Annotated in this window: 13 protein-coding genes; 10 read left to right on the forward strand and 3 right to left on the reverse strand. The window is 62.7% G+C overall.

The genetic code is table 11. The features are described from left to right. Positions 1 to 138 precede the first annotated feature (138 nt). From INF35_RS12835 to INF35_RS12880, 10 genes are all read left to right on the forward strand, one after another. The gene (locus INF35_RS12835) at positions 139 to 1,416 is read left to right on the forward strand and encodes an ABC transporter substrate-binding protein (protein ID WP_193503105.1); all 1,278 of its coding nucleotides are present in this window, start codon (positions 139 to 141) and stop codon (positions 1,414 to 1,416) included. After that, complete coding sequence (locus tag INF35_RS12840) at positions 1,416 to 2,300, forward strand: carbohydrate ABC transporter permease (RefSeq protein WP_193503107.1); 885 nt, start codon at positions 1,416 to 1,418, stop codon at positions 2,298 to 2,300. Before INF35_RS12835 ends, INF35_RS12840 begins: the two co-directional genes overlap by 1 nt. Positions 2,301 to 2,303: 3 nt before the next feature. Beyond that, positions 2,304 to 3,140 carry a carbohydrate ABC transporter permease gene (locus INF35_RS12845; RefSeq protein WP_193503109.1) on the forward strand — a complete coding sequence of 279 codons (837 nt, stop codon included), beginning with the start codon at positions 2,304 to 2,306 and terminating at the stop codon, positions 3,138 to 3,140. 139 nt (positions 3,141 to 3,279) lie between these two features. Beyond that, on the forward strand, positions 3,280 to 5,478 hold the full coding sequence (locus INF35_RS12850; RefSeq protein WP_193503110.1) for an alpha-galactosidase: 2,199 nt from the start codon (positions 3,280 to 3,282) through the stop codon (positions 5,476 to 5,478). A 272-nt stretch (positions 5,479 to 5,750) separates the two neighbouring features. Beyond that, entirely contained in the window at positions 5,751 to 6,869 is a 1,119-nt protein-coding gene (locus tag INF35_RS12855; protein WP_193503112.1) for an ABC transporter ATP-binding protein, read from the forward strand. A gap of 23 nt (positions 6,870 to 6,892) precedes the next feature. Beyond that, complete coding sequence (locus INF35_RS12860) at positions 6,893 to 7,783, forward strand: carbohydrate ABC transporter permease (protein ID WP_193503114.1); 891 nt, start codon at positions 6,893 to 6,895, stop codon at positions 7,781 to 7,783. A gap of 13 nt (positions 7,784 to 7,796) precedes the next feature. Further along, positions 7,797 to 8,672, forward strand: a complete 876-nt coding sequence (locus INF35_RS12865; protein ID WP_193503116.1) for a carbohydrate ABC transporter permease — start codon at positions 7,797 to 7,799, stop codon at positions 8,670 to 8,672. Then, entirely contained in the window at positions 8,669 to 10,273 is a 1,605-nt protein-coding gene (locus tag INF35_RS12870; protein WP_193503118.1) for an ABC transporter substrate-binding protein, read from the forward strand. The genes INF35_RS12865 and INF35_RS12870 overlap by 4 nt, the downstream gene beginning before the upstream one ends. A 132-nt stretch (positions 10,274 to 10,405) precedes the next feature. Continuing rightward, positions 10,406 to 11,188 carry a type I 3-dehydroquinate dehydratase gene (gene aroD / locus INF35_RS12875; protein ID WP_193503120.1) on the forward strand — a complete coding sequence of 261 codons (783 nt, stop codon included), beginning with the start codon at positions 10,406 to 10,408 and terminating at the stop codon, positions 11,186 to 11,188. A gap of 35 nt (positions 11,189 to 11,223) precedes the next feature. After that, positions 11,224 to 11,916: a tRNA1(Val) (adenine(37)-N6)-methyltransferase gene (locus tag INF35_RS12880; RefSeq protein ID WP_193503122.1), complete on the forward strand. Its 693-nt coding sequence runs from the start codon at positions 11,224 to 11,226 to the stop codon at positions 11,914 to 11,916. Positions 11,917 to 12,026: 110 nt separating this feature from the next. On the opposite strand, the gene INF35_RS12885 is transcribed toward INF35_RS12880, so the two are convergent. From INF35_RS12885 to INF35_RS12895, 3 genes are all read right to left on the reverse strand, one after another. Beyond that, entirely contained in the window at positions 12,027 to 13,379 is a 1,353-nt protein-coding gene (locus INF35_RS12885) for a hypothetical protein (RefSeq protein WP_193503124.1), read from the reverse strand. Then, a complete protein-coding gene (locus tag INF35_RS12890; protein ID WP_193503126.1) occupies positions 13,376 to 13,933 on the reverse strand; it encodes an RNA polymerase sigma factor in 558 nt (185 codons plus the stop codon). The genes INF35_RS12885 and INF35_RS12890 overlap by 4 nt, the downstream gene beginning before the upstream one ends. A 102-nt stretch (positions 13,934 to 14,035) precedes the next feature. After that, entirely contained in the window at positions 14,036 to 14,977 is a 942-nt protein-coding gene (locus INF35_RS12895) for a magnesium transporter CorA family protein (RefSeq protein WP_193503128.1), read from the reverse strand. Between the last annotated feature and the right edge of the window lie 240 nt (positions 14,978 to 15,217).

Below are 15,217 nucleotides of genomic sequence, written 5' to 3' on the forward strand. Positions count from 1 at the left end.
CTGTGCAACGTGCACAATGCACAATTTCGTTTATCGTTTTTCGTCACTATGACGGAGAGCGGACCTCGCCCCGTTTTGTCAATACGGCCGACATGACAAACCCGCAATCGATTGTACCCAAACCAAAGGAGACTGATCATGAAAAAGTTGCATCGTATTGCCACCGGCGCTCTTGCGGCGTTGATGGCGGCCGGACTGGCCGGCTGCGCCGGGGCCGACGACGGCACCGTCAACCTGGCCTTCCAGATCTGGGACGTTGCGCAGCGTGACGGTATGCAGGCCATGTGTGACGCCTACACCGCCGAGCACCCCAATGTCCACATTGAGGTACAGGTCACCAGCTGGGACGAGTACTGGACCAAGCTGGAAGCTGCGGCCATGTCCAACCAGATGCCCGACATCTTCTGGATGCACACCAATGAGATCCTGAAGTATGCCGACTACGGTATGCTGGCGGACTGCTCCGACATTGTGGAGACCGAGCATTTCTCGGACATTTCCCTGGCCAACGCCAGCGGTTCGGACGGCAAGCTGTACGGCGTGCCCAAGGACAAGGACACCGTCGGCCTTGTGTACAACAAGGAAATGTTTGATGCGGCGAACGTTGCCTACCCCGACGAGAACTGGACCTGGGACGACCTGGTGGATGCCTCCCAGAAGATCTACGACGCCACCGGCAAGTACGGCTACATGGCCTACGGCGACGACCAGCTGGGTTACTGGAACTTTGTCTATCAGGCAGGCGGCAGCATCCTGACTGAGGATAAGACCCGGGGCAACTTCACCGATCCCGCCACCAAGATGGGCATGGAATTCTACATCGGGCTGCAGAGCTATGACTGGTGCCCTGACCAGACCTACTTTGCCGAGACTTCTCCCGGTACTGCCTTCTTCTCCGAGAAGGGCGCCATGTTCCTGGAAGGTGACTGGAACATTCTGACCGAGCTGCAAAACTACCCCGACATGGTGGGCAAGTGGGACGTTGCGGTTTTGCCCAAGTGCCCCAACCCTGTCAGCGGTGACGGCCGCGCCTCCATCTCCAACGGCCTGAGCTACGCCACCAGCGCCAAAAACAAGCACATGGACATCGTCAAGGATGTGCTGAAGTTCTTCGGCAGCGAGGAAGGTCAGCGCATTCAGGGCGAGAGCGGCGCCGCCATCCCGGCCTACGAGGGTCTGGAAGAGACCTGGGTCGGTGTGTTTAACGACTATCCCATCAACGTCCAGCCCTTCATCGACATGTTTGACTACTGCGTGCAGAGCGTCAACAATGCCGCCCGTCCTGAGTGGAAGACTCCGGTCAGCGACACCCTGCTGAAGATCTACACCGGTCAGCTTGACCTGGACACCGGCCTGCAGACCATGCAGGACATCGTCGATGAGGCCAGTGCCGAATATTACGAGGAGGATGCGTAATGCAAAAGACATCCAAGCTTGCCCGCGACGGTGCCAAGTGGGGCCTCATCATGGTGGCGCCCACCATCATCGGCCTGCTGGTTTTGAACATCTGGCCTTTTATTCAGGCCATCTACATGAGCTTTTCCAAGTCGCTGCCCTTCGGCCTGTTTGAATTTGAGGGCATTGACAACTACGTGGAGATGTTCCAGAATGTGGAGTTCTGGAAAGCCACCTGGAACACCATTCTTTTCTGCATCCTGACGGTGCCTGTGGGCATCTTCCTGGCATTGCTGGTGGCGGTGCTGCTCAACAGCAAGATCCGCGGCCGCACCACCTTCCGCGCCATCTTCTTCCTGCCCATGGTCGTTGCCCCCGCAGCCGTGGCCATGGTGTGGAAGTGGATCTTCAACTCCCAGTACGGCATCATCAACAGCGTTTTCGGCGTGAATGTGGGCTGGCTGACCGACTCCCGTCTGGTGCTCATCACCTGCGCCATCGTTCAGATCTGGTCCAACATCGGCTACGACGCCGTGCTGCTGCTGGCCGGTCTGCAGAACGTCTCCGCCACCCTGTATGAGGCTGCCAACCTGGACGGCGCGTCCAAGGTCAAGCAGTTCTTCTCCATCACTCTGCCCATGGTTTCTCCCACCCTGTTTGTCGTCATGATCATGCGTCTGATGTCCTCTCTGAAGGTCTTCGATCTGATCTACATGATGGTGGACGATGCCAACCCCGCCCTCAACGACGCACAGAGCCTCATGTCCCTGTTCTATCGCCAGAGCTTCATCGCCGGCGATAAGGGCTATGCCTCCGCCATCGTTGTCTGGACGGTGCTGCTGATCGGTGTTGTCACCATCTTCCAGTTCATCGGACAGAAAAAGTGGGTCAATTACGAGGTGTAAAGTATGAATACAAGCATGAAAAGCAACAAGCAACTTTCCACCGCGCTGACGTATGTCGTTCTGATCCTGGGCAGCATCATCATGATCTTCCCCTTTGTGTGGATGATCCTGACCGCCTTCAAGACCCAGGCCGAGGCAATGGCCATTCCGCCGCAGATCCTGCCTTCCAACTGGAATTTCGACAACTTCGTCACCGCACTGGAAAGCCTCCCCTTCGTCAACCTGTACGTCAACACCGGTTTGCTGATCCTGTTCCGCGTGCTGTGCGCCGTCATTTTCAGCTCCATGGCAGGCTATGCCTTTGCCAAGCTGGAATTCCCCTGCAAGAACCTGCTGTTCGGCATCGTTCTGGTTCAGATGATGCTGCCCAGCCAGATCTTCATCACCCCCCAGTACCTGATGCTGGCCCATCTCGGCCTGACCAACACCATCTTTGCGCTGGTCTTCCCCGGCCTGGTGTCCGCCTTCGGTACCTTCTTCCTGCGGCAGACTTATCTGGGCATCCCCAATGAGATTGCCGAGGCCGCCTATCTGGACGGCTGCAACAAGTGGCAGACCTTCACCAAGGTCATGTTCCCCCTGACCGGTTCCAGCATGGCCGCTCTGGGCATCTTCACCGCCGTGTTCGCTTACTCCGACCTGATGTGGCCGCTGATCTGCAACACCGACCTGAACATGATGACCCTGTCCGCCGGCCTGTCTACCCTGAACGGCCAGTACACCACCAACTTCCCCGTCCTGATGGCAGGCAGCCTGCTGGCCATGATCCCCATGGTCATTCTGTACCTGGCCTTCCAGCGCAACTTCATCGAAGGCATCGCCATGACCGGCGGCAAGTAAGCCAAATCTTTTCTTTGGAACGGAAACCGTAAATTTTTCCCCATTTTCGGCACCCGGCCCTCGCCGGCCGGGTGCCATTTTTTTGGCATCTGTGGTATATTAAAGACTGAAACTTTGAAGACAAAGGAGGATGCCCTCCATGAGTATCCAGATAACCCCTGCAAAGAAGCTCTTTACCCTGCACACTGCCCATACCAGCTACCAGATGTGGGCAGATGAGCGGGGAATCCTGCACCACCTCTATTACGGCCCCGCCATCGGGGACGACGACCTGCGGCCCACGGAATTCTATTCCGACTGCGGCTTTTCCCCCAACCCCGCCGGCGTGGAGGTGCGGGACTACTCTCTCGACACCATGAGCCAGGAATACACCGGCTGCGGTGTGGGCGACTACCGCATCTCCTGCCTGAGCGTCTCCAACCCCGACGGCAGCCCTCTGGCCGATCTGCGCTATGTGGACGCTAAGGTCCTGCCCGGCAAGTATGCCCTGCCCGGTCTGCCCGCCTCCTTTGACGGGGACGATGACTGCCAGACCCTGCAGATCACTCTGAAGGATGCCGTCACCGGCCTGACCGTCATTCTGCTGTACGGCGTGTTCGAGAAAGCGGACTTCATCACCCGGGCAGCCCTCATCCAGAACGGCGGCGACGCCCCCATGCAGCTGCACAAGGCCGCTTCCGCCTGTCTGGACCTGCCCTTCGGCAAATGGGAGCTCATCCACTTCCACGGCCGCCACTGCATGGAACGCCAGCCCGAGCGCGCCCCCCTGCCCTTTGCGGTGCAGACGCTGCGCTCCGCCCGGGGCGCCAGCAGCCACCACCACAACCCCTTTGCCATCCTGGCCGCTCCCCACACCACCGAGGACGCCGGCGACTGCCTGGGGGCCATGCTGGTCTATTCCGGCAACTTCAAGATCGAGTGCGAGGTCAGCCAGCTGCACAGCACCCGTCTGGTCGCGGGCATCAGCGACGACGACTTCACCTGGACCCTGGCCCCCGGCGAGACCTTCACCACGCCGGAGGTGCTGTTCAGCTACACCACCAACGGCCTGGGTGAGCTGTCCCGCCAGTATCACCGCTTTTTGCAGCACAGCGTCATCCGCAGCAGCTGGAAGGAGCGCCCCCGCCCCATCCTCATCAACAACTGGGAAGCCACCTATATGAACTTCGACGGCGAGCGCATCTACGCCATCGCCAAACAGGCTCATGAGCTGGGCGTGGAAATGATGGTGCTGGACGACGGCTGGTTCGGCGAGCGGGTGGATGACTCCAGCGGTCTGGGCGACTGGTGGGTCAACGAGGAGAAGCTGGGCTGCTCCCTGTCCGACCTTATCGCCCGCATCCGGGGCCTGGGCATGCAGTTTGGCATCTGGATCGAGCCCGAGATGGTCTGCTACGGCACCAAACTCTATGCCGAGCACCCCGAGTGGGTTCTGTCCGCCCCCGGCCGCACTCCGGCCACCGGCCGCAGCCAGCTGGTGCTGGACATGGGCCGCAAGGACGTGGTGGACTACCTGTACGGCATCTTTTCCGCCCTTTTGCGGGACAACGACATCTCCTACATCAAGTGGGACATGAACCGCAACATCACCGACCTGTTCAGCCGGGCCCTGCCCGCCGGGCGCCAGGGAGAGGCGGCCCACCGCTATATGCTGGGCCTCTACGACCTGCTGGAACGGCTGACCACCCAGTTCCCCGACGTGCTGTTTGAGGGATGCAGCGGCGGCGGCGGCCGTTTTGACGCCGGCATGCTCCACTACTTCCCCCAGATCTGGTGCAGCGACGACACCGACCCCATCCAGCGCCTGAAGATCCAGTACGGCACCTCCTTCGGCTATCCCCCCTGCTCCATGGGCAGCCATGTGTCCGCCTCCCCCAACCATCAGACGGGGCGTCACACTCCCCTGTCCACCCGCGCGGTGGTGGCCATGGCCGGTGCCTTCGGCTATGAGCTGGACCTGGGGCTGCTCTCCGACGAGGAGAAAGCCCAGATCCGCACCCAGATCGAGACCTGCCGTCAGCTGCAGCCCCTGCTCATCGACGGCCGGTACGACCGCCTGACCGACGCCATGACCGACACCTACTTCACCGCCTGGCAGTTCACCGCCCCCGACGCCAGCCGCGCCGCGGTCAGCCTGGTGGTGGTGGACCCCAAGCCCACTCCCTGGCCCATCCACATCACCCTCAAGGGTCTGGACCCCGAAGCCCATTACCGGGATTCCCGCACGGGCAAGGTCTATACCGGCGCAGCCCTCTGCCATGCCGGGCTGACTCTGCCCATCCTGGCGGGGGATTACACCGCCGTCCAGATTCTGCTGGACCGGGTGGACCCGGAATAAAATTCCGCTTTTTCCCGCGGCCGGCCCCGGACCCCACAGTCCGTCCCCGCCGCTGACCAAACCTTCTGCCTTGTCCGGCTTCCCGAATCGGCCGGGCAAATCTCCATCCCCCGATTGACCACAGGCGTCCTTCCGGCAGTCCCGGACGGGCGCCTGTGGCCTTTTTGCAGGCGGGGCCCCGCCCCCAAACCTTGAGATGTGCCGCAAAATCCGCTATAATCGGTAGCAGGAATGCAAAAAATGCTTTGATTTTCGGCAGGGAGATGTTCCAGATGAATATAACGTTGCAGGAGCTCACCAAACGGTTTCCCGCCCGGGGCCGCAAGGCAAAGGGCGAGACCACCGCTGTGGATTCGCTGAGCTTTACCATTCCCGACGGCATGCTGGTGGGACTGCTGGGGCCTTCGGGCTGCGGCAAGTCCACCACCCTCAACATGATCTGCGGGCTGGAGACTCCCACCTCCGGCCATATCTTCTTTGGGGAGGAGGACGTTACCGCCCTGCCTCCCGAGCTGCGGGGGGTGGGCATGGTGTTCCAGAACTACGCCCTCTACCCCCATCTCACCGTGATGCAGAATATCCTCTTCCCCCTGGAAAATCTCAAGGGCAAGGCCCGCCCCACCCGGGAGCAGATGCGTGACCGCGCCCTGGAGGCCGCCCGCCTGGTCCAGATTGAGGATCTCCTCGACCGGCGGCCCAAGGAATTGTCCGGCGGCCAGCAGCAGCGGGTGGCCATCGCCCGGGCGCTGGTCAAGATGCCCCGGGTGCTTTTGCTGGACGAGCCCCTGTCCAACCTGGACGCCCGGCTGCGCCTGCAGACCCGGGAGGAGATCTGCAAAATCCAGAAAAAGACCGGCATCACCACCCTCTTCGTCACCCACGATCAGGAGGAGGCCATGAGCATCTCCGACCGCATCGTGGTCATGAAGGAGGGCGTCCTCATGCAGCAGGGCGCCCCCCAGCAGGTCTACGACGACCCCGCCAACCTGTTTGTGGCGAAATTTCTGGGCACCCCGCCCATCAACGTCTTTGAGGGAGAAGTCAAAGGCGGAATGCTCACCCTGGCCGGCCAGAAGGTCCTCCCCGTTCCCGGCGCTCCCGACCGCAGGGTCTGGGCAGGCGTGCGGCCGGAGGGCTTTGTCCCCGCCGCCGACGGCGCCCTGACCTGCGAGCTGAGCCGGGTGGAGGTGCTGGGCCGGGATGTGAGCATCGTCTGCGCCCATCCTGCCTGCCCGGCAGGCACCCTGCGGGCCATTCTCCGCTCCGAGCACGAGGTGGACCCTGCCGCCAAACAGGTGTCCTTTGCCCTGCGCCCTGAAAAGACCTTCCTCTTTGACCGGGAGACCGAGGTCCGCATTCCCTTTGCGGTGCCCGCCCCGGCCGGGGACTGACCCGGACAAAGGAGGAGAAATCCATGGACCGCAATTCCAAAAAAGCATGGCTCTACCTGCTGCCGTCGCTGATTTTGCTGGGGCTCTTTCTGGTCTACCCCCTCATCGACGTGTTCGTCTACTCCTTTGAGGAGTGCTTCAACTTTGCCTCCCAGACCTATGAGGGCGTGGGCCTCTACAACTATCTCTACGTCCTCCACGACCCCTACTTTCTGCAGGCGGTGGAGAACACCTTTGTGCTGGTCATCATCACGGTGCCGGTATCCACCGGGCTGGCCCTGCTCATCTCCACGGGCTTAAGCTCCATCCAGCCCCTGCGCAATCTCTTCCAGACCGTCTACTTCCTGCCCTATGTCACCAACACCCTGGCTGTGGGCCTCGTCTTTATGGTGCTCTTCCAGAAAACCGAGTACACCGACGGCCTCATCAATCTGGTGATTCAGCTCTTCGGGGGGGAGAGCATCGACTTCATCAACGGTCCCCACTGGGCCAAGATGTTCGTCCTCTGCTTCTACACCGTCTGGGTGGTCATGCCCTTCAAGATTCTGGTGCTCACCAGTGCTCTGGCATCGGTGAATCCCGACTACTACAAGGCCGCCCGGGTGGACGGCACCTCCCGCACCCGCATCTTCTTCCGCATCACTTTGCCCATGATCTCCCCCATGCTGGTGTATCTGGTCATCACCGGCTTCATCGGCGCGTTCAAGGCCTACAGCGACGCGGTGGCCCTCTTCGGCACCGACCTCAACGCCGCAGGCATGAACACCATCGTGGGTTATGTCTACGACATGCTCTACGGGGACAGCGGCGGGTATCCGTCCTATGCTTCGGCGGCGGCGATCATCCTGTTCGTCATTGTGCTGACCATCACCTGCATCAACCTGCTTGTCACCCGCAAGCAGGTCCGGGAATAAGGGGGCGTACCGTATGACATCCCATAAGGACTATGAAACCATGCAGCGGGCCGCCCGGCGCAAAAGCGGCCTGCTTCAGGCGCTGACTTATCTGGGGCTCAGCATCTGGGCGGTGGTGGTGCTGTTCCCCTTCTACTGGATGGTGCTCACCTCCCTGAAAAGCTACGGCGCCTACAACTCGGAACACACACCGGTGTTTTTCACCCTGTCCCCCACCCTGGAAAACTACGAAAACGCCTTCACGGCGGTTCCTCTGGGGGGCTATCTGCTCAACACCCTGATTTTTGCCGTGGCCACCACCGCCATCATGGTGGTGGTGAGCACCCTGGCCGCCTACGCCTTTGCCCGGCTGAAATTCCGGGGCAAGAATCTGCTGTTCGGCCTGTTTCTCTCCATGATGATGATCCCCAGCGAGCTGGTGGTCATCACCAACTTTGTCACCATCACCAACTGGGATATGCGCAACAGCTTTCCCGGTCTGATTCTGCCCTCCATCACCTCGGTGTTCTACATCTACCTGCTCAAGGAGAGCTTTGAGCAGGTACCCGACGAGCTCTACCGGGCTGCCAAGGTGGACGGCACCTCCGACCTGAAATATCTGTGGAAGGTCATGATCCCCATCTGCCGCCCCACCATCGTCACCATCACCATCTTAAAGCTCATCGAGTGCTGGAATTCCTACGTCTGGCCCCGGCTCATCACCGACGATCAGGCCTATTTCCTGGTATCCAACGGCATCCAGGAGATCCGGGAAAACGGCTTCGGCCGGGAGAACGTCCCCGCCATGATGGCCGCCGTGGTGGTCATCTCGGTGCCGCTGATTCTGCTCTTCCTGGCCTTCCGCAACAAGATCATGGAGGGCGTTTCCAGAGGAGGGATGAAGGGATGAAAGCAACACGCATCCTTGCCGCCGGGGCGGCCCTGGTTATGGGGCTTTCCCTCTTCACCGGCTGTCACGGCAGCCGGGAGCAGGCGGCCTTCACGGTGCCGGAGGCCTTCGACACCTCCCGGGATTACGAGATCACCTTCTGGGCCAAAAACGACACCAACAAGCACCAGACCGACATCTACAAGCAGGCCATTGAGGATTTCCAGACCCTCTATCCCAACATCACGGTGACCCTGCGCCTCTACACCGACTACGGCGACATCTACAACGATGTCATCACCAACATTTCCACCGGCACCACCCCCAACGTCTGCATCACCTACCCCGACCACATCGCCACCTACATGACCGGCGACAACGTGGTGGTGCCGCTGGACGACCTGATGGCGGACGACAAGTACGGTCTGGGGGGCAGCGAGGTGGCCTTCGACGGCCCCACTAAAGACGAGATCGTGCTCCAGTTTCTGGACGAGTGCCGTCTGGGCGGGCACACCTACGCCCTGCCCTACATGCGCTCCACCGAGGCCTGCTACGTGAACAAGACCTACGTGGAGGCCCTGGGCTACACCCTGCCCGACACCCTGACCTGGGACTTTGTGTGGGAGGTGTCCGAGGCGGCGGCCGCCACCAAGGGGGCCGACGGCGTCTACAGCATCAACGGCCAGGAAGTGCTGATCCCCTTCCTCTACAAGTCCACCGACAACATGATGATCCAGATGCTGCGCCAGAAGGACGCGGGCTACTCCACCGAGGCGGGGGACATCCAGCTCTTCAACGACACCGCCAGGGATCTGCTGCTGGACATTGCCGACCACAAGGCCAAAGGGGCCTTCTCCACCTTCAAGATCTCCGGCTATCCGGCCAACTTTTTGAACGCCGGGCAGTGCATCTTTGCGGTGGACTCCACGGCGGGCTCCACCTGGATGGGCTCCGACGCGCCCCTGGTGGACATCGACAAGGACGAGATCGTGGATTTTGAGACGGCCGTCTACCCGGTGCCCCAGTTCGACCCCGACCATCCCCAAATGATCTCTCAGGGGCCTTCGGTCTGCATTTTCAACAAGGACGACCCTCAGGAAGTTCTGGCCTCCTGGCTGTTCACCCAGTATCTGCTCACCAATGAGGTGCAGATCGCCTACTCCCAGACCGAGGGCTACGTTCCCGTGACCACCAAGGCCCAGAGCGACCCCGAATACCAGGATTACCTCAGCCGGGGCGGCGAGGACAACGACACCCATTACGCCGTCAAGATCCAGGCAGTGCAGCTGCTGCTGGACCATCTGGACGACACCTTCATCACCCCGGTGTTCAACGGTTCCGCCTCCCTGCGTGACGCAGCGGGTCAGCTCATCGAGAGCGTGGTCAAGTCGGTGCGGCGCAACCAGCCGGTGGATGCCTCCACCATCGACCAGCTCTACACCGACACGGCGGCCCTCTACCACCTGGATTCGGTGTCTGCCACCGGCGGCAAGGTGGACCTGGGCCCCCTGCCCGGCACCGCCGTCGCCCTGCTGGCCGGCCTCGCCATCGCCTGGGCGGGCATCCTGCTCTATCTGGTCATCCTCCGGGTCAGAGGCCGCAAGGCCCGCCGGAAGGACTGAGCCGCGCTCTCCGCACAGATGCCAAAAGCCGCTCTGCCGGGCGGGTTTCCCGGGCGGAGCGGCTTTTTCTTGCCCTTTTTCCCCTCCCTGTGCTATGCTGGTAACAGAAACTGCATCCGGGAGGGGTTTGTCATGTCTGTTGTCAGTGTCCGGAACGTCCGCATCGGGGCGGGGCGGCCCAAGATCATCGTGCCCATTTTTGCCGCCGACGAGGCGGAGGCGGTAGCCCAGGCCAAAGCCCTGGCGGAGACCGCCGCCGACCTGGCCGAGCTGCGCCTGGACCCCCTGCGGGAGGCGGACGGTTCCCTGCCCGGCGCCGGGGCCCTCTGCCGGGTGTTGGCCGCCGTGCGAAAGGCTCTGCCTGAGCACCTGCCCCTGCTGGTCACCATGCGCACCGCCGCTGAGGGCGGCCAACGCGCTTATGCTCCCGGCGACTACATTACCCTGCTGGAGGTTCTCTGTACCGAAGAGCGGGCGGACCTCATTGACATGGAGCTGCACACCGCCGGGGACACGCTGCCCCGGCTCTGCCGGATGGCCCACCGCCATGGAGGCGCGGTGGTGGCCTCCATGCACGACTTTGCCAAAACCCCGCCCCGGGAGGAGATGGCGGCCTCCCTTCGCGCCATGGCGGAGAAGGGTGCCGACATCTGCAAGCTGGCGGTGATGCCCCGCACTGCCGCCGACGCCGCCGAGCTGCTGGCCGCCACCGCCGAGGCAAGGGCCGCCCTGCCGGGGATGCCCCTCATCACCATGGCCATGGGTCCCCTGGGGGCGGTGACCCGGGTGTGCGGCGGGGCCTTCGGGTCGGACGCCACCTTCGGCACGGCGGGGACCTCCTCCGCCCCCGGCCAGCCCGACGCCGCAGCCCTGCGCCGGGCGCTGGATGCCCTGGACGCCTGCCTGAACGGCTGAGACCCAGCCGTCAAAAGAGCCCAAAAGGAGCCCTCATGCCAAACATTGAAATTTTAGACCACGGCACCAGAGTCTTCACCGGGCCGGGGGCAACCTTCGGCACCGACGCGTTGCTGCTGGCCCGGTTTCTCCAGCCGAAGCCCGGTATCCCCGCCGTGGACCTGTGCAGCGGATGCGGCATCGTCTCCCTGGCCTGGCACGACGCCGGGCACCGGGGCCGCTGCCTGGCCCTGGAGATCGACCCCGCCGCCCACAGCCTCTGCGCCGCCGGGGTAGCAGAAAACGGCCCCGACGCCACCCACATCCTGCCGGTGCAGGCCGACCTGCGGAGCTACGCCCTCACCGGCCCCGAGAAAAACAGCTATGCCGTGGCGGCCTGCAACCCGCCCTATTTCACCGGGGGCTTTCGCAGCAGCGACCCCCGCCGGGCCGCCGCCCGTCACGACGACCTGTGCACCACCGCCGATGTGGCCGCCTGCGCCGCCCGCCTTTTGCAGAGCGGGGGCAAGCTGGCCCTGTGTCAGCGGCCGGAACAGATGGCGGCCGTCTTTGCCGCTTTGTGCGCCGCCGGGCTGGAGCCCAAGCGGGTGCAGCTGGTGCGGGCCGCCCCGGACAAAGCCCCCTGGCTGTTTCTGGTGGAAGCCCAGAAAGACCGCCGCCCCGGCCTGCGCTGGGAGCCGGACCTCATCGTCCGGGCAGGGGTGGCCTACGGCCCCGGCCGGGAATGATCTGCCGCCCCCTGACACAATATACAAAATCAGCCGCCCGCCTTTGACGCATCTGCCAAAGGCGGGCGGCTGTGTTTGTTGTTTTTACAAATTGCCTGTTGACCGGGCGGTCAATCGGCAAGAAGTGTCCCCAGGGTATCCAGAGAGACGGCAGGCACGTAGTAGGGACGGTAGGAGTGGAGGCCGTCGGCGGTGTTCTCCCGCTCTCCCTCGTCGACGACAAAGCACCACATGGGCACGTAGTAGAGGGCCCGGCCGCCGGTATAGCAGAGGTAGCTCTCCGCCTGTTCAATGTCCGCCGCGGCGGGGGCGGATTCGTCGTACTGGGCGTTCAGGTAGCTGCCGCCGGCCAGCAGGGCGGCGGCCTCTTCCCGGGAAATGAGGGGGTACTCTCCCACACTCTCCGCCAGGGCGGCCCCGGGAATGGTGAGGCTGAGCAGTTTGCCCGTCCCGTCGGCGGAAAAGCTCGCCTGGGCCAGGTCGTACCCGGCCAGCTGTTCCGACGGCGTCTCCCCGGTGCGGTACAGCACGGCCCAGAACTGCTGCCGGGTGCCGTCGTAGGAGTAGTCGCCCCCCGTCAGCCCCATGGCGTCGTAGCCGCCCAGGGCGTCCAGCAGGCCGGCATTGGCTTTCAGGATGGTGTCGGCCTCTTCGGCGGCCTGCGCATCAGTGAGGGCGCCGGTCTCGTCCCCGGTCAGGGTGACGGTCAGGGTCAGTTCATTGTTGACGGACAGGCTGCCGCCGTCGGGCAGGTCCACCTCCATCCAGGCAAGGCCCGACCAGTAGTCCAGCTCGCTGCCGATGCCGAACTTTTCATACAGGCTTTGGGCCACCGCCTCGGGGTCCTGGGTGGACTCCTCGTCATAGCCGGTGGTCAGCTGGGCGTCATCGGCCAGGGCGGGGTCATAGCCCAGGGCCGTCAGGGCGGATCTCATGGTGTCGGTCATGGCGTCGGTGTTCAGGCAGCGCCCCGCCAGGGTACCGCGATAGATGGCCAGAGCCTGGGGCAGTTCCCCTTCCAGCGGGTCCACCCGGGCGATCTCGGTATAGTCGTAGGCCATGAGGGCCACGCCGCTCCCCGCCCCGGAGGTCGGGGTCATCTTTTCCGCCAGTTCCGCCGGGATGCCCATGCTGCCGGCGCTCTTTTCCGACGCCGCATCATCGGCGGCGTCATAGAAAGCCGGGGCCTGGGCGGTATCCGGGGCGGTCTCGGGGGCGGCATCCGCCGCGCCTCCCGCCGCCTCGTTCTGGAGCATGGCGCCGGCACTGCTCTTGGCTGAGAACATTCCCCGCCCAAAGGACAGGACCGCTGCGCCCACGATACAAAGGCAGGCCGCCACGGACAGAACACGGCCCATCACCCGGCGGGGAGTCCAGGCAGGACGCCGGACCGGCCCGTCCGCCTCCTCCACCAGGTCCTCATCCACCATACCGATGGCTTCAAACAAATCTCGTGCGTTCACAGATACACCCCCTCCTGTTCCAGATAGTGTTTCAGTTTGCCCCGGACCCGGTGCAGCGTCACCCGGACCTTGCTGTCGCTGATATGATAGCGCCTGGCAATGTCCGCCGTGGCGTCGCAGTACCAGTACCGGCGCAAAAAGATGCCCCGGCTTTCCTCCGGCAAAGTGCGCAGAAAGGCGCTGATCTGCCGGGCAGTCTCGGCAGCCTCCGCATGGTCGGCCACAGTGCCGGGGGCGGGCAGGCATTCGTCCAGTTCCAGCAGCACGCCGCCCAGGGTGCCGCCCCGCTTCTGGGCAGTGTCGTGGTCATGGCGGTCCAGAGCCAGATTGCGGGTGATCCGCCCCAGATAGGGCGCCAGCCGTCCCGGCCGGTTGGGCGGGATGCTGTTCCAGGCCGCAAGCCAGGTATCGTTTTCGCATTCTTCCGCATCCCGGCGGCTGGCCAGAATGTTGTAGGCGATGGTCCGGCAGTAGGCGCCGAACTTTTTCGCCGTCTCGGTGATGGCATTTTCATCCCGGGCAAAGTACAGCTCGACGATGGCATGATCCTCCACAGCCATCTCCTCCTTTCTATCTGTAACAAACGGCATTTTTGTCCCGCTGTTACAAAAAAGGCCCCGCCGGGCGGAGCCTTTTGCTTTTTTGAAATTGTGCCGTCACAGCATATGCTTTTTGTGCAGCACCCAGGCCGCCCCCGCACACACCAGCAGGATGATGCCGCAGACAATGCCGAAGGCGCTGCCGCTGGAGACAAAGGGCATGCTCTCGGCGTTGACGTTCATGCCGTACAGGCCGGAGATGACCGTCGGCACCGCCATGATAAGGGTGACCGAGGTCAGGTATTTCATGGCGTTGTTCAGGCGGTTGTCCAGAATAGCCGAGAACAGCTCCCGGGTACCTTTGATATCGTCCCGGTAGATGCTGGTCATCTCAATGGCCTGGCGCAGCTCGACGATAACATCGTCCAGCAGTTCCCGGTCGTCGGGGTACTGTTCCAGCCGCTTGTACCGGGTCAGTCGGTCCATGACGGTGTTGTTGGCACGCAAACTGGTGGCAAAGTAGACCAGGGTGGATTCCAGCCGGTGCAGTTCCATCAGGTCCTTGTCCCGCAGGGTGCCGGACAGGTTCATCTCGATGGCCTGGCGGCGGCGGTCGATGAGGCGCAGTTCCAGCTGGTAGATGCTGGCCGCCCGGTAGAGGATCTGGTAGACAAAGCGCATCTTTTTGCGGGTGGAAAATCCCCGCACCCGGCAGGCGGCAAAATCCGCCAGCACCGGCGTTTCCACCGAGCAGACGGTGACGATCATCTGCTGGGTGAGCAGGATGCCCAGAGGGATGGTGGTATAGACGCCCTCCCCCGAGCCTTTTTCCTGGCTGGGGATGTCCACCAGAATGAGGGTATAGCCGTCCTCCAGAGAGATACGGGCGCTCTCCTCGGCGTCGAGGGCGGCCTGCAGGTCGGCGGGCTCAATGTCCAGGGAGGTGGCCACCTTGCGGATCTCATCCTGAGTGGGGGCGGTCATACAGATCCAGCAGCCTTCCACAAAATTGTCCTCTCGGGTGAGCTGCTGGTCCTTGGTCTGATAGATCTTCAACATAACCGGATACACCGCCATTCCGCCGTCCATTACGGTCGTTTTTTCGGGCAGATTTGCCCTATCTTTATCAGTATACGAGATGCGGCCCCATTGCGCAAGAGGGAGTCACCCCGGGCTGCCCGCTTGCAGCAAGCCGGATCGGCACCGCCCCGCCGCCATCCCCTTTTTGCCGGGATACGGCCCGGTCGCCGTCGCTCTTGTCCTGCTCCCCGGGGCGGTTTTGCAGCGCATTTTGCGGGA

The organism is Gemmiger gallinarum, from assembly GCF_014982805.1.
GTDB classification, from domain to species: domain Bacteria; phylum Bacillota; class Clostridia; order Oscillospirales; family Ruminococcaceae; genus Gemmiger; species Gemmiger gallinarum.